General features: G+C 67.6%; 15 protein-coding genes and 1 tRNA gene. 4 read left to right on the forward strand and 12 right to left on the reverse strand.

The window, feature by feature from the left end:
• Positions 1 to 32: 32 nt before the first annotated feature.
• Both HBE64_RS03665 and HBE64_RS03670 read right to left on the reverse strand, forming a co-directional pair.
• On the reverse strand, positions 33 to 1,544 hold the full coding sequence (locus tag HBE64_RS03665; RefSeq protein ID WP_167097865.1) for a carotenoid oxygenase family protein: 1,512 nt from the start codon (positions 1,542 to 1,544) through the stop codon (positions 33 to 35).
• A complete protein-coding gene (locus HBE64_RS03670; RefSeq protein ID WP_167097867.1) occupies positions 1,544 to 2,773 on the reverse strand; it encodes an acetyl-CoA acetyltransferase in 1,230 nt (409 codons plus the stop codon). Before HBE64_RS03670 ends, HBE64_RS03665 begins: the two co-directional genes overlap by 1 nt.
• Before the next feature lie 229 nt (positions 2,774 to 3,002).
• On the opposite strand from HBE64_RS03670, the gene HBE64_RS03675 reads away from it, so the two are divergent.
• From HBE64_RS03675 to HBE64_RS03685, 3 genes are all read left to right on the forward strand, one after another.
• Positions 3,003 to 3,686, forward strand: coding sequence for a GAF and ANTAR domain-containing protein (locus HBE64_RS03675; RefSeq protein ID WP_167097869.1), 684 nt, complete (start codon positions 3,003 to 3,005; stop codon positions 3,684 to 3,686).
• 108 nt (positions 3,687 to 3,794) lie between these two features.
• Complete coding sequence (locus HBE64_RS03680) at positions 3,795 to 5,828, forward strand: glucose PTS transporter subunit IIA (RefSeq protein ID WP_167097871.1); 2,034 nt, start codon at positions 3,795 to 3,797, stop codon at positions 5,826 to 5,828.
• Between the two features lie 47 nt (positions 5,829 to 5,875).
• Entirely contained in the window at positions 5,876 to 6,376 is a 501-nt protein-coding gene (locus tag HBE64_RS03685; RefSeq protein ID WP_167097874.1) for a hypothetical protein, read from the forward strand.
• Positions 6,377 to 6,488: 112 nt separating this feature from the next.
• Here HBE64_RS03685 and HBE64_RS03690 read toward each other — a convergent pair.
• The 3 genes from HBE64_RS03690 to HBE64_RS03700 form a co-directional block, all read right to left on the reverse strand.
• A tRNA-Arg gene (locus HBE64_RS03690) sits at positions 6,489 to 6,561 on the reverse strand.
• Between the two features lie 162 nt (positions 6,562 to 6,723).
• Positions 6,724 to 6,999: an antitermination regulator gene (locus tag HBE64_RS03695; protein ID WP_167097876.1), complete on the reverse strand. Its 276-nt coding sequence runs from the start codon at positions 6,997 to 6,999 to the stop codon at positions 6,724 to 6,726.
• A gap of 57 nt (positions 7,000 to 7,056) precedes the next feature.
• Positions 7,057 to 7,890: an LLM class F420-dependent oxidoreductase gene (locus HBE64_RS03700; RefSeq protein ID WP_167097878.1), complete on the reverse strand. Its 834-nt coding sequence runs from the start codon at positions 7,888 to 7,890 to the stop codon at positions 7,057 to 7,059.
• Between the two features lie 62 nt (positions 7,891 to 7,952).
• Between HBE64_RS03700 and HBE64_RS03705 the strand changes: the two genes are divergently transcribed.
• Complete coding sequence (locus HBE64_RS03705) at positions 7,953 to 9,056, forward strand: glutamate--cysteine ligase (protein ID WP_371744084.1); 1,104 nt, start codon at positions 7,953 to 7,955, stop codon at positions 9,054 to 9,056.
• Position 9,057: 1 nt separating this feature from the next.
• On the opposite strand, the gene HBE64_RS03710 is transcribed toward HBE64_RS03705, so the two are convergent.
• From HBE64_RS03710 to HBE64_RS03740, 7 genes are all read right to left on the reverse strand, one after another.
• On the reverse strand, positions 9,058 to 9,798 hold the full coding sequence (locus tag HBE64_RS03710) for an anti-sigma factor (protein ID WP_167097880.1): 741 nt from the start codon (positions 9,796 to 9,798) through the stop codon (positions 9,058 to 9,060).
• 10 nt (positions 9,799 to 9,808) lie between these two features.
• Positions 9,809 to 10,363: an ECF RNA polymerase sigma factor SigK gene (gene sigK / locus HBE64_RS03715; RefSeq protein ID WP_167108602.1), complete on the reverse strand. Its 555-nt coding sequence runs from the start codon at positions 10,361 to 10,363 to the stop codon at positions 9,809 to 9,811.
• A gap of 62 nt (positions 10,364 to 10,425) precedes the next feature.
• Positions 10,426 to 11,241: a DUF1365 domain-containing protein gene (locus tag HBE64_RS03720; protein ID WP_167097882.1), complete on the reverse strand. Its 816-nt coding sequence runs from the start codon at positions 11,239 to 11,241 to the stop codon at positions 10,426 to 10,428.
• A 64-nt stretch (positions 11,242 to 11,305) separates the two neighbouring features.
• Positions 11,306 to 12,376 carry a poly-gamma-glutamate hydrolase family protein gene (locus HBE64_RS03725; RefSeq protein WP_208300556.1) on the reverse strand — a complete coding sequence of 357 codons (1,071 nt, stop codon included), beginning with the start codon at positions 12,374 to 12,376 and terminating at the stop codon, positions 11,306 to 11,308.
• Between the two features lie 44 nt (positions 12,377 to 12,420).
• Positions 12,421 to 13,647: an Nramp family divalent metal transporter gene (locus HBE64_RS03730; protein ID WP_167097884.1), complete on the reverse strand. Its 1,227-nt coding sequence runs from the start codon at positions 13,645 to 13,647 to the stop codon at positions 12,421 to 12,423.
• A gap of 83 nt (positions 13,648 to 13,730) precedes the next feature.
• Entirely contained in the window at positions 13,731 to 13,970 is a 240-nt protein-coding gene (locus HBE64_RS03735; protein WP_167097886.1) for a hypothetical protein, read from the reverse strand.
• A gap of 23 nt (positions 13,971 to 13,993) precedes the next feature.
• Entirely contained in the window at positions 13,994 to 15,070 is a 1,077-nt protein-coding gene (locus HBE64_RS03740) for a diacylglycerol kinase (RefSeq protein ID WP_167097888.1), read from the reverse strand.
• Positions 15,071 to 15,075: the final 5 nt, after the last annotated feature.

Genomic DNA, 15,075 nt, shown 5'->3' on the forward strand with positions numbered 1-15,075 from the left:
ACCGGTGCGTCGGCGTCGATGAGATCGGACACTTACAGACCGACCGCTTCGGCGGCGGAGTCGGCGGAATGCCAGCGTCGTACCGAGTGGCCGGGCACCCACGTCGAATGCGTTCCGCTGGAAATCCGTTCGGGCAGCTCGAGTTTGCACACCGGGCCGTCTTCGATGCGGGCCGCGTCGAACACCAGGCAGTAGGACGCGTCGGCGTTCATATCGGTGGTCAGGGTCACCAGGTAGCCGTCGTCCTCGGACCGGCTGCCCACCCGGGGAGCCATCGCCGTCTCGCTGCCGTAGACGCCCTCGCCGAAGCTGATCCGTTGCTCGGTGCCGGTCGCCACGTCGTGGCGGATCAGCCCGTCGAACAGGAACCAGCCCGGTTTGCCGGTCGCGGCGTAGGTGTAGCGGTACGGTTCGCCGCCGTAAGCAGCGTTGATCATGCCGAACTCGGAGATGTTCTCCGACAACGGTTCTTCGGTGAGGCCGCCCGTGACGAGGTTGAGCCGCCAGCGGTGCAGCCGGGCCTGCATGCGATCCAGTGCCAAGAACCGGAACGCCCGCTGCCACTTGGTGCCGGTGCCGTTGTCGGCGGGTTCGGGGTCGCCCTGGAAGAAGCCGTCCAGCACGATCTCGTCGCCGTCTTCGTAGGCGTTGACGAAGTGCAGCACGAAGGTCGGCTCGGCCTCGAACCACTGGATCGGCCCCCCTCCGCGGCGCGGCAGCACGGCGAACCGCGACGGCATGTCGCGGTGGAAGCGCGCCATGTGCACGTTGCGCTCGAGCATCTCAGGTTCCCAAAACAGCGGAAAGTCGTTGAGAATGGCGTAGTTCCGGGTGAACGCCATATCGTGCGGAAGTCGCGGTCCCGGCAGCGGAACGTCGGTGTAGTGCACTAGTTGGTTGTTGCGGTCGACCACCCCGTAGTGCATGTAGGGCGCGTTCTTCGAGTAGTTGAAGAACATCAGTTCGTCGGTGCGCTCGTCGACCTTGGGGTGGGCCGAGACCCCCTCGGCGGGGAAGGCGCCACCCCAGGCCTGCTTGCCCAGGGTGTCGCCGGTGTAGGGGTCGACGCGGTACAGGTCACCGCACTGGTAGAAGCTCGTCAAGGCGGTGCCGCGGTGCACCACCACGTCGGTGCTTGAGGCGTCCTTGAGCAGCGTGCGCGCACCCCAGCCGTAGTCGACCTTGGCGAGCGACAGCGGCTCGGCCAGCCCCGGCCACAGCGGGCCGCCTGCGGCGTTCTCGGCCTCGAAGCCGTCGGTGCGGACAAAGCGGTTGCGGTAGAACGCTTTTCCGTCCCGGAATCCGACGATGTGCAGCATGCCGTCGCCGTCGAACGGGTGATAGGACTTCAGCGCCGGATGCAACGGATTCTCGGTGTTGCGCAGGTAGATGCCGTCGAGGTCGGTGGGGATCTCGCCGTCGACGACCCTCGGGCCCTCAGCACGCCACTCGGTGTTCTGCGGCCGCCACGGCCCGGTCCGGTACGGGTGGTCGTCGTCCTCCGGCAGGGTGGACAGGAACTTTCCGACGACCGTGACGTCCATTACGCCGCGTCCTCTCCGGCACCGATGACGAAGCTGACCGTGGTGGCGGTGCTGCCGCCGAGGTTCAGCGTGGCGAACCGGCGGGCGCCGTCGACCTGATAGTCGCCGGCGATTCCGCTGACCTGTTTGGCGGCGTCGAGCACCATCCGGATGCCGGTGGCGCCGACCGGGTGCCCGCCTCCGATCAGCCCGCCGCTGGGGTTGATCGGCAGCCGTCCCCCGATCTCGATGTCGCCGTTCTCGATGGCCTTCCAGGACTCGCCGGGCCCGGTGAGACCGATGTGGTCGATGGCGAGGTACTCGCTGGGGGTGAAGCAGTCGTGCACCTCGAAGCCGTCGATGCCGTCGAGGTCGGTCTGGGCCCGCGCCAGCGCATCCTGGACGGTGGCCCGCAGATGGGGCATGACGTAGGGGTTGGCCGCGTCGCGGTCGAACTTCTGTTGCAGGCCCAGCCCGACGGTGTGATGGCCCCAGCCCTCGATGCGGCCGATCGGCCGCACACCCGGGTGCTCGCGCAGGAAGTCGTCGCTGACCAGCACGACACCGGAGCCGCCGTCGGTCATCTGGCTGCAGTCGTAGCGGCGGATCCGGCCTTCGACAGGCGGGTTGACGGCGTCCTCGCCGCCCCGGCCGATCAGATCGGGCACCTCCCAGTCCCGGGTCTGGGCGTTGGGATTCCGCTTGGCATTGGCGAGGTTCACCGTGGCGATGGCATGCAGGTGGGCTTCGTCGATACCGAAGCGGCGGTCGTACTCGTCGGCGACGCCGGAGAACATCGACGGCCACATGTATTTGGCGTGCTGGCCTTCGTGACCGGTCCACGCCGCCGCGCCCAGATGCTGGGCGGCGGTGTCGCCGGGCACCGTCTTCTCCAGTTCCACCCCGACCACCAGTGCGGTGCGATAGTTGCCTGCACGCAGGTCGGCCATCGCCGCGAGGATGGCGATACTGCCTGAGGCGCAGGCTGCTTCGTGGCGGCTGGCCGGGGTGTTCCACAGTCCGGGGTGGACCGTGGCGGGCATGGCGCCGAGGTGGCCCTGCTGGGCGAACAACTCGCCGAAGGCGTTGGCGACGTGCACCACGTCGATATCGGCGGCGTCGATCATCGACTCGGCCAAGGTGAGGTCGACGACTTCGGTGGTCAGTGCGGCGAAATCCCGGCCCTCGCGGCTGAGGTTGCGCGCGAAGTCGCTCTGGTAGCCGCCGAGGATCCACACATTGCCTGTCACAGCGCCGAAGCTACTACAGCTAAGAGAGTAGCGGGCCGGAATGGCCAGTCAGGGCAACCCAACCCGGGCGGCCCTGCCGGCTCGTGGTCTGAACCGACAGGACCTCGCGGTCATAGGTGTCGACGCCTACGTCCGCTTGCAGCCTGCATTGCCCTGCCAGGTGATTAACAAACGTAACCAGATTGCTTGGAATGACGTAAATTCCGAACGGATTGGGAACTCTGCTCCCATGAATTCGCCGAATCACGACCTCGCCATGCGGATGGCGGAGTTGGCGCGGGCCACGGCGCCGCCCAGCACTGTCGACCAGGTGCTGGCGAGCATGACCAAGGCCGCCGTCGAGATGATTCCCGGCACCGACACCTGCGGGGTGCTCTTGATCGGCAAGGGCGGCAAGTACGAGTCGTTGTTCGGCACCTCGGATCTGATCTACGAACTCGACGCGTTGCAGGAGAAGTTCGGGGAGGGTCCGTGCATCAGTGCCGCGGTCGACGAACTGATCGTGCGGACTGACGACTTCTCCCATGAGCAACGCTGGCCGACCTATAGCCGGGCCGTCACCGAGCTCGGGGTGCGCAGCGGGTTGTCGTTCAAGCTGTACACCGGCTCCAGCACCGCCGGTGCGCTGAACCTGTTCGGCCTCAAGGAGCATGCCTTCAACGGTGAGTCCGAGGCGATCGGCGCAGTGCTGGCCGCGCATGCGGCCGCGGCGATTCTGGCCAGCAGGCACGGCGAGCAGTTGGAGGCGGCGTTGAACACCCGCGACACGATCGGGCAGGCCAAGGGCGTCATCATGGAACGGTTCAACGTCGACGCCATCCGCGCCTTCGAGATGCTGCGCGAGCTGTCGCAGACCGCCAACATCAGGCTCATAGACATCGCGACCCGGGTCATCGACACCCGCGGCGGCTAGCCGGACTCCGATCGCGGCCAATCCCCGTACCGACGTGCCACCGCGTCGATACGATCACTCGACCGTGGTCACGGTCGCAGGGTTGCTCCCGGGAAAGGTTCGGGTCTGATGTCGTCGAACACCGCTGCCGAGATCGTCAGAAGCGTGGGGGGCGCCGCGAACATCGCGGGCCTGTCGTATTGCGCCACCCGATTGCGATTCCAGTTGCGTGACGCATCGGGCGTCACCCAGTCCGGCATCGAGGCGGTGCCCGGCGTCCTCGGGGCCGTCCCGCAAGCCGGCGATCGCTACCAGGTTGTCATCGGCGGGGCCGTCCAGAGCGTCTACAACGACATCATGGCGCTGCCCGGTATGAGCGGCGCTGCCGCCCCGGACGCCGATGCGATCAAGGCCGCCGCCCGCGCGCAGGGTCCGCGTGGCAGGTTCACCTGGCTGGACTCGTTCTTCGAATTCCTGTCCGACTCGTTCCGCCCGATCCTGGGCGCGCTGCTGGGCGCCTCGCTGTTCATCACGTTCATGGCGTTGATGAGCACGCTGAAGGTCATCCCGAACTGGGCCGACCCGAACGTGACACTGCCGCCGTCCTGGCAGTTCGTGAACCTGTGCTGGCAGAGCGTGTTCGTCTTCCTACCGCTGATGGTGGCCTACAACGCCTCGAAGAAACTCGACGCAGACCCCTGGGTCGGGTTCGCGATCATGGCCGTGGTGATGCTGCCCGGGTTCGCCGGGCTCAAGGATTTCAGCCACCCGCAGAGCGTGTTCGGCTCCGCGGTCGACATCGTCAACATCTTCGGGCTGCCGCTGACCATCCACAACTACAGCTCGCAGGTGTTCCCGCCGCTGCTTATGGCCGCCGTGCTGGGTCCGCTGTACAAGTTCCTCAAGCGGATCATCCCGGACAACGTCCAGCTGATCTTCGTGCCGTTCCTGTCGATGCTGATCATGATTCCGTTGACGGCGTTCCTGATCGGACCGATCGGCGTCTATGCCGGCGCGGGCCTGGGTAGCTTCCTGAAGTCGGTCAACGACTTCTCGCCGCTGATCTTCGCCATCCTCATTCCGTTGGCGTATCCGTTCATGGTGCCGCTGGGTCTGCACTGGCCGATCAACGCGATCATGCTCATCAACATCCAGACCCTTGGTTACGACTTCATCCAGGGCCCGATGGGTGCATGGAACTTCGCCTGCTTCGGTGCGACGGCCGGGGTGCTGTTCCTGGCCTGGCGGGAGCGCGACGCCCAGATGCGCCAGACGGCGATCGGCGCGCTGGCCGCGGGTCTGCTCGGCGGTATCTCCGAGCCGTCGCTGTACGGCATCCATCTGCGGTTCAAACGGATCTACCCGCGCATGCTCGTCGGCTGTCTGGTCGGCGGCGTGATCATCGGCGTCGGCGGCGGTGTGACCACCAAGGCCTTTGTGTTCACCTCGCTGCTCACGATCCCGGCGTTCAGCAATATGGCGTTGTACGCCTTGGCCGTTGGCGCGGCGTTCCTCACCGCGATGATCCTGGTGATCCTGTCCGGCTACCGCACGCCGGAGGAGGCGGCCGCGGCGGTGGCCGCCGGCGTGCCGGTCGCGGATCTGGAAAGCCCGCGGGCGAAGGCCAGCGCCGACACGTTGGTGGCGGCTTCTGAGACCCAGGCCGCCGACCAGGCGGGTGTGGGTATCGAGATTCTCTCCCCGCTCGACGGCGTGGTCGTGCCGCTGGCCGACGTCCCCGACCCGGTGTTCAGCAAGGGCACCATGGGCCCGGGTGTGGCGGTGCTCCCCTCGGGTGACACGGCGTATGCGCCGGGATCCGGTGTGGTCGTGGCCGTCCCGGCGTCGGGGCATGCCTTCGGTCTGGTGCTCGACGGTGGCGTCGAGGTCCTCATCCATATCGGCATCGACACCGTGGCGCTCAAAGGTGAGGGGTTCGACGTCAAGGTCACCAAGGGGCAGAAGGTCACCGCCGGAACGCCTCTGGTGACGTTCGACCGCAAGGTCATCGAGGCCGCGGGCTATCCGCTGATCACTCCGATCGTGGTGCTCAACGGCAAGAAGTTCGGTGCGGTCGAGCCGGCCGCGGCGGGCGACATCGCGGTGGGCGCCCCGCTGCTGACCGTGACACCGGCGCCCGCGCCTGCCGAGGCGGCGGTGTAGGAGCTCAGCGCCGCCATAGCAGCGGAATCGATGCCGAGGAGAAACGGATGACCCGAGGCCGCGTGGGCACACTCGTCGGCCTGTGTGCTGGGCCGCTCGCCGTCCTCTTGCCAATGGTCCCTGTTGCCTCCGCCGACTCTGCGACCTGGAACGGCGATTATGAGATCACGTTCATCGTTGGCCCGAAGTCCGGGACAAGTCTGGCGGCTGGTCAACCCGAGGGACAGTACTCGGATATCTACACATTCCAGTCGAGCTGCGCCGGCGGGCAGTGCACCGCCACGATCATCAACGGCCCTGCGCCGAGGAACCCCACAGTGCCGCAACCAGTTCAATTCACCTGGGACGGATCGTCCTGGACCCAAGTGAACAACTTTCAGTGGGAATGCATGCTGGACGACGGCACGACTCAATGGAATCCGGCCCGAGCGGATGTGCGCTACACACCCCAGTCCGACGGATCACTGTCCGGCACTATGCGCACGGAGATCTCCGGCGGCGCATGTCAGGGAACACTCGAGATCAACATGACAGCCAAGCGCGTGTAACTGGCGGTGCCCACGCCGGACGTTCACCAAAAGCCGTGTCGAAACACTGTCGTCCATCACCCGCAACCGAAACGTCAACCATCAGGCGAGGTCATACACCCCGGGCAGAAAGTGCCCCCGGCAGGATTCGAACCTGCGACACCGGCTTTAGGAGAGCCGTGCTCTATCCCCTGAGCTACGGGGGCGGACCCGGCTGGCAGCTTACCGTGCCGGGGTTTCAGCCCCGCACAGAGCGATCAGGGAGCAGTGCCCGCGCTGAGGTGCCGCTTTGGGGTAGTCCCTGCGGATCCAGCCGGCGACGCGGTGCGTCGTCGACGCCACCGAGGCGATTCGATTGCGGATCATCCTCATTTCCGATGCGGAAGTAGCGCGCCCCACTCATAGCGCGCGACGGCCGTGGCGTTGCTGTCCACCTCCGGCTCGATGTTCTGGGCCAGCCGGACCAGAGCCCGGGCCACCCGGTTGCTGTCGAGGTGGTGTCGGCGCGACGCCCGGGTGATCTCGCCGGCCGCCGCGTCCAGTGTGCAGCGTTTGAGTGCGACGAGCACGCCCTCGGCCTGCTGTCGTGTCTGGTTGTAGTCCCCGTTGATCTGCCGCATACGAAAGTCCTGTAGCACTGTCATGTCCTACCTCCCCGCAGCAGCCATACCCCCCATCAGAGGTGGCAAACCCCAGGTGGCTCAGCGCAGTTCGGCGATGACCTTCGCGAAGTACTCGGCGTGGTAGTCCTGCACGGTGAAGTATGTGATCCCGTATCGGTCGCGGCGCTCCCGCAAGGTGTCCGCGATGTCGCGCGTCGTCCCGCTCAGCACCGTCGGCAGAGCCAGGAGTTGTTCGTCGGTGGCCTCGGGCTCGTAACCCCGCGTCAGCCGAAGATCGGGCACCCCCGACGCGTCGGTCGGGACCCCGGTGATCGCGATGTTCAGCTCCAGGCTGTCGAACCGGTCGCCGGCGGCGGCGCGGACGAACTCGATCCGTTCAGCCAGGGGGTCGTCGTCGGGGGAGCGGGGGATGCCGCCACCGGTCAGGCCGATGATGTCGGCGTGCTGCGCGGCGATCCGCAGCACCCGGTCCCCGTTGCCGGCGATCAGGATCGGGATCGACGGCGCGACCTCCTTGAGGTACTTGGTGGTGTGCCGCAGGTGGTCGACGCGTTCACCGGCGCTCGGGTAGGGAATCTCGGCGGCCTCGAACTCCTCGCGCACGTACCCGGTGCCGAGGCCGAGGTCCAGCCGGCCCTCGCTGAGCACATCAACGGCGATCGCGTCGCGGGCCAGCAGCGCCGGCTTGTAGAAGGCCGCGTTGATGACGAAGGTGCCCACCCGCATCGTCGGGGCCGCCTGGGCGGCGGCGACCATGGTCGGAAACGGCGCGGGAACGCCGAACTTGCCGAGATGGTCCGGCACGTGCAGCACGTCGAAGCCCAGGTCGGCAAAGCGCTTCACCGTGTCGGTGAGCTTCGCTGCTGACTTGACCGACCGCACACCGATACCGAAACGAAAATCCCTGGGCACCCGGTCATGCTACGTCGCGCCTGCGTTTGGCCGGTGCACATTACGGGCACACACCACCCATCATGAGCGCCCCGAGTGTCGGTGTGGAGGAGGAGTTCCTACTCGTCGACCCCCACACCGGCGAACCGGTGGCCCGCAACTCCGCCGTCGCGAGCAACGCTGCGCGCAATGGTGTCGATCTGCAGCTCGAACTCACCACCTGCCAGGTCGAGACCGCCACCGAGGTCTGCCAGGCGAGTGCCGAACTGCGCCAACAACTTACGAGTCAACGGCTGGTCGCCGCAGAGGCCGCCCGGGAGGCCTCTGCCACGCTGCTCGCGGTGGGGCTGCCGCCGACGGTGCCGCATTCCTTCCCGATCACCGACACCCCGCGCTACCTGGAGATCGCCGACCGCTTCGGCATGATCGCCACCGAGCAAGGTATCTGCGGCTGCCACGTCCACGTCGAGGTGCCTGACCGAGAGGCCGCGGTCGACGTCGGCAACCGGCTGCGGCCGTGGCTGCCGCTGTTGTTGGCGCTCGCCGCCAATTCGGCGATCTACCGCAGCGCCGACAGCGGGCATGCCAGCTGGCGCAGCGTGCTGTGGGGCCGCTGGCCGAGCGCCGGGCCGCCGCCGTTCTTCGAATCCGCCGACCACTTCGACGCGGTGGTGGCGATGATGATCGACTCTGGGGCCATGCTCGACGACGGCATGGTCTATTGGGACGTCCGGCCGTCGACGAAGTTCCCGACGGTCGAGGTGCGGGTGGCCGACGTTCCCGCCACCGTGGCCGAAACCGTGCTGCTGGCCACCCTGATCCGCGCGGCGGTGATGACCGCGCTCGACGAGCGTGACCGCGGTGTTCCGGCACCCCGCGTCAGCGACCACACCTTGCGGGCCGCCTACTGGAAATCTGCCCACGACGGCCTCGACGGTCAGGCCATCGACGTGCTCGACGGCTGGGCGACGGCCCCGACCTCACGCGTACTGGGCCAGTGGCTGACCATGCTGGCGCCGGCACTTCAGGAGATCGGCGACGAGCAGTGGGTGCGTGCCGATGTCGCCCGGCTGCTGCAGGACGGCAACGGCGCGATGCGGCAACGTCAGGCGTGGCGCTGCCGCGGCGAGATCTCCGACGTCATCGCCGAGGCTGCCGCGGCGACCGTCAGGGGGCTGGATGCCTGAGTCAGACCAGCGGCAGTTCGGCGACCACCTGGCCGGTCGGCTGGGTGGAACCCGTGCCCGGCTCGACGGTGAACTTGAGCGCCTTGGAGTTGCCGAGGTCGGGCAGGACGGCCGTAGTCGACGGGGACACCGCCTTGTCGTCCATGGTTCCCGCCGACGTCGCACCGTTGTCGCTGACCAACCACATCTGATACACGGTGCCCGGCTTGGGTTTCGGCACGTCGTTCATCACGAGCACACCGGCGTTCTTGTCGCGGGAGAAGACGACCGTCGCGGTGCCGCCGCCGGGAATGTCACCGGAGATGGTGTGCACGTCGGGGGCGGCGAACACCTGCTGCGCGGTCGACGGCTGCGGAGGTCCGGGCCGCAGCGACTGCACCACAGCGACGGTGCCCAGGCCGACGACCACCGCTGCTGCAGCGGTCAGTGCTGTTGTGCGCCAGCGCTTTCCGGACTCCTTGGGAGCAGTGGGCAGAGTGCGCACATTGTCGCCTGCCACCGTCGCCAGCAGCCGGTCACGCAGCGCGGCCGGTGGCTCCTCGGCGCTGACCGCCGACACCACGGCCATGGTCTCGCGGACCGCGCGCACCTCGTCGTAAAAGGCGTCGGCCTCCTGCAGGCCGGCACGAGCCAGCCTGCTCTCGATATCGTCACGCTCGTCGTCAGGCAGCGCATGCAAGGCATACGGGACGGCGAGATCTAACAGGTCGCCGTTCGCAAACCCGTCGTGAGGTTGAGTCATCGCAGCACCCTCATCGCACACCCAAACAATTACGCAGGCCCCGCAGCGCGTCACGCATGCGGGACTTGATGGTCGCCAAATTCGCCGACAGCCGCTCGGAAACCTGCACGTACGTCATTCCCTGGTAATAGGCCAGTTCGATGCATTCGCGCTGGACCTCGGTCAGCCCGTCCAGGCAGGCTGTCACCTGACGTCGCTCGTCGCTGGCCACCACGGCGTCACTGACGTGGTCTGCCGGGGTCTCCACCGTCGCGGAGCCGTACCGCGACTCGCGGACGGAGGCGGCCTGTTCGGATCGCACCCGGTCCACCGCGCGGCGGTGCGCCAGGGTGAGCAACCACGCCAGGGCAGTGCCCGAGGCGGGGTCGTAACTCTCCGCGGTACGCCATACCTGCAGGTAGACGTCCTGAGTGGTCTCTTCGCTGTAGCCACGGTCGCGCAACACGCGTGTCACCAGACCGTAGACCCGGGTGCGGGTGGCGTCGTAGAACGCGGCGAACGCATCGGCGTCACGCTGTGCCACCCGGCGCAGCAGTCCGTCGAGGTCAGTCGTCGCGGTCACGATCGCCGTCCGCTTCTTGTCGCTGGCATTGAGCCGTAGCCTAACGGGCGGGTCAAGCAGACTGGTCACGACGGCATCCACGAACGATTCGTTGCCGTCCAACCCGCCGTCGCCGACTGCATGCTCACCGCCTGCGGCAGGCGCTCATGGGTCTCCGGGCGCGGGATCACGGGCACGCCGCGCAGCCGCAGGATCAGGTTCTGGACCCAGACGTTGAGGGCAGCCATCTGCGGGGCCAGCGGCGCACTGAACTGCAGCCGCAGCACCTGGCCGGCAGTGGCACGCCGCCGGGCGCCGCGAACGGTTGCCACCAACGCGGGCTCGTTCTCGCGGTGCAGCGACATCGTCAGGTCCAGCTTCTGGTCCGGCCGGGGCGCGCGCATCAGGTAGTAGCCGTCGACACCGTTGAACGGCGAGGTATAGAAGGTCTTGGACACCATGGCCGGGGTGTCCTGGTCGGGCGGCAATAGGTAGGCGTGCCGTTCGCCGTGGGAGTTGTGCATCTCGGCGATGACGCAGCGCAACGCGCCGTCGGCGTCGTGGCACCAGAACAGGCTCAACGGATTGAAGGCACGGCCGAGGACGCGCGGCATCAGCAGCGCCGTGGTCTTTCCGCCCGGCAGATAGATGCCGTGCTCGGCGAGGAATCCGTCGACCCGCTGCCGCAGGGTGTCGTTGTCGGTGCCGGTGAAGTGGTCGACGGCCTCGAACCGGGCGAACGGCCGCAGCCACCACGGCAGCTTGGGCAGGTTGTCCACATCGACGTACCAGCTATAGCTGCGGTGCTCGCCGTAGTGGTGTACCGGCGATCGGCGCAGGTGAGTGACCCGAGTCCGGTACAGCGCGGGAGTCAGCGTCTGGTTGTCTACCTGGGTGCTCATCGGTTTCACACCCACTATTCGGAGCACCGCATTGCGCGGATGGGTCCGATTGCTAACGAAATTTTCAGGCGCGCCAGGAATGTGCGGCGGCCACCAGTCCCTGCACCAGCGCCGAGGTCGCCGGCGGCAGGCCGTCGGAGTCCGGCGGCTGGCTGCGCGGGCTGATCCCGCGCACCCTCGTCGACAGCTCCAGTTGGGCGCCGCCGCCGCGGACCCGGTTCACCGGGTTGTCGCGATGCAGGCCGCGTAGTTCGGCGGGGATGGCATCGAGGTCGGTGATCACCTCGTAGCCGGGAACGGCGATGTGGGTAGCCAGATGCTCGGCCAGCGCCCGGTTGCGTCCGCCGGCCAGCAGCTGGGTGCTGCGCCCGATGCGCCCGTAGCCGTGCAGTGAGACCGCCACCTCGACGTGGTCGAGGAATGCGCCGAGGTGCTCCGACTCCGAGGCGAGGTAGCGCGCCGACGGCAGGTGGTGCGGGTAGCCCTCGGGGTGGCGCAGCAGGTACACCGAGGCGCCGGCCGCGTCGGCGGCCCGTTGCGCGATGACATCGGTCATCTGCTCGAGGCCGCCGCCGTGGATGGCCAGGAAACCGAACCGTGAGCGCAGCTGGCACACCTCGATGACGGACGGATCGGCCAGAAGCTCCGAAAGTGATTGCGGACCATCGCTTTTCGATGACAGAGCTTTCGGCCAGTGTGCCGGGTCCCACCGGTGCAGGAAGTCGATCCAGCGTTGCGGCAGCCCGTGGTGGCGGGCGCCGTCGATGATGCGTTCCAGGTACCCGGGCCGGGGCGGCCCGGGCTCGGTGCGGTGGTCGATGTAGACCCACGCCGGTGACGGCCCGTCGTCGGTCTGCACGACGAGCCGGTCGCGGCGGTACCGCGACGGGACGCCCTCGGCGCTGTCGAGGGTGGCCAGATCACGGTCGGACACCCACCACAGCACGCCGTGCACCACACTGCCCGCGAACGGTTCGACGGTGGCCACGCCGCGTTCGTTGATCAGCCAGTCGTGGTCGGCCAGCGTCGCCGGACGCGGATCGGTGGCGTCCGGACAGCGCAGGGCCATCTGCTGGATGCACAGGTTGGACCCGTAGGCGAAGTAGGGGTGGCGGAGCCGCTGGGCCGGCGACATTGGGTCAGGGAGCCGCTGGGCCGGCGACATTGGGCCGGTGTTCATTACCGGGTGAGCGTGAGATAGATCAGGACCACGTTGAGCAGCGTAATCACTGTCGCCACGCCCCACCCGAGTACGGAGACCAGCCGGTGGTTGGTGTCGTCGCCCATCAGATCCGGGTCGCTCGTCAGTCGCACCAGGGGCACGAGCGCGAACGGGATGCCGAACGACAACACCACCTGGGAGATGACCAGGACGCGGCTGGGATCGACACCGATGGCCAGCACCACGAGGGCGGGCACGAGCGTGATGAGCCGTCTGAGCAACAGCGGGAACGACTTTCGCAACAAGCCCTGCATGATCATGGCGCCGGCGTAGGCCCCGACCGAGGTCGACGCCAGACCCGAGGCGAGCAGCCCGATGGCGAAGAACAGCGCGACCGTCGGTCCGAGGGTGTCGCCGACGGCGGCGTATGCGCCCTCGATGGAGTCGGTGTCGGCGCGGCCCTGCAGATTGGTCGCCGCGACCAGCAGCATGGCCATGTTGACCGCGCCGGCCACCAGCATGGCGATGCCGACGTCCCACCGAGTGGCCCGCAGCAGCAGCTTGCGCGCCGCCCCGGCCGGTGGGTGGCCGTGGCGGTCACGGGCCAGGCCGGAATGCAGATAGACGGCGTGCGGCATGACGGTCGCGCCCAGCATCGCCGTTGCGAGAAGCACGGATTCGGTGCCCTCGAACCTGGGCACCAGCCCGGCGGCGACCTCTCCGGCCGGCGGGGCGTTGACGAACAGGCTCGACAGGAACCCGATGGCAATGACCATCAGCAGCCCGGTGATGACCCGCTCGAACACCCGCTGGCCGCGACGGTCCTGCACCACCAGCAGAAGCAGCGAGACAACGCCGGTGATCACACCGCCGAGCAGCAGCGGCAGGTCGAACAGCAGCCGCAGCGCAATCGCACCGCCGACCACCTCGGCCAGGTCGGTCGCGACCGCCACCAGCTCGGCCTGGATCCAGTAGCCGATGCGGGTCGAGGTGCGGGTGTGGTCGCGGACGGCCTCGGGCAGGGTGCGGCCGGTGACGAGGCCGAGCTTGGCCGACAGGTACTGCACCAGCCCGGCCATCGCGTTGGCCAGGACGATCACCCACACCAGCAGGAAGCCGAACTGGGCGCCGGCGCTGATGTTGGCGGCGACGTTGCCCGGGTCGACGTAAGCGATGGCGGCGACGAACGCGGGCCCCAGCAGATACCAACCAGCCTTGGCGACCCGGGCTTGCTCTGCTGCCAACCGTCGAGCTCTCTATGCGGCGTCTGGAGGCGGCCCAGGACTGCTCAACCGGCCACCGGCGGCGATGTTAGACGCCCGCTACCTCACAGACCAATCCAGAGTCCGCCGAGGCCGATGCCGATTCCGCCGAAGCCCCAACCCGGGTACGGGTTGGTCAGCGACGGATTGGGTGAAGTAGTGATCTGCGCATGACCGGGGGTCTGGCAGACGGTGGTGTTCGGCCCGGTGTCGGTGCACTGCGGTACGGCAGCGGCGGGAATCGCGAGCAGCAGGCTCGCGAGTAGTGCGACTCCGACGGCGGCGACTCGGGTGGCGATCCGCATGATGGGCCTCCTCACAGGTTGGCCTATCCAGCAGCGTACAACCCTTTTCCGGTGACCAGGGGAAGGTCCAGCGTGGTGCAGATGCCCGGTGGTGCGGCGACGACGGCGGGGATCGCGTTGACGATGCGCATGGCGGTGGCCAGCACCCCGGCGTGGTTGTGGTCGCCGTTGGGGCTCGACAGGCAGACGTCCACGGCGTAGCAGGGTTCGCCGGTGATCTCGATGCGGTAGTTGCCGCCTTCCTGGGCGGGCTGCGGCCACTCCGGGCACAGGTCGTCGCGCAGCCGGGTCACATGCTCGAGCACCACCGCCGGCGCCCCGTCGACCAGACCGATCACTTCGAACCGCAGGGCCGCGGCGGTGCCCTTGGCGATGTGCCCGCTGGCGATCTCGAAGTCCTCCGGTGCGGGTTCGCGGACGTAGATCTCCTCGAGTCCGTCGAGTTCCAGGCCGAGGCCGGCGGCGAGTTGCCGCACCACCGAACCCCATCCGACGCTCAGCACCCCGGGCTGCAGCAGCATCGGGATCTCGTCCATCGGCTTGCCGAAGCCCATCACGTCGAACATCACCGTCGCGCTGTCGTAGGTGGCGTAGTTCACGATCTCCATACAGCGCAGCTGCTCGATGCTCTGACAGGTTCCGGCCAGCGCCAGGGGAAGGAGGTCGTTGGCGAACCCGGGGTCGATGCCGTTGACGAACAGACTCGAGTTGCCTTCGCGCGCAGCATCTTCGATCGGCTTGATCATCTCGTCGGGGATCACCTGCCACGGCCACTGAAGGAACACCGGCCCACTGCCGACGACGTTGATCCCGGCGGCCAGGATGCGGCGGTAGTCCTCGAGCGCCTCGACGAGCCGGTTGTCAGCCATCGCGTTGTAGACCACGCACTGCGGCTTGGTGGCTAATACCGCGTCGAGGTCGGTGGTCGCCGTGACCCCCGTGGCCCCGTCGAGTCCGGCGAGTTCTGCGGCGTCCTTGCCGGCCTTGGACTCCGAGGACACCCAGACGCCGGTGAGTTCGAAATCGGGGTTGTTGATCAGCGCGGTCAGTGCGTGGACGCCGACGTTGCCGGTGCCGATCTGTGCGACGCGGATGGCCATGGGAA

This window comes from Mycobacterium sp. DL592 (assembly GCF_011694515.1).
Taxonomy (GTDB): Bacteria; Actinomycetota; Actinomycetes; order Mycobacteriales; family Mycobacteriaceae; genus Mycobacterium.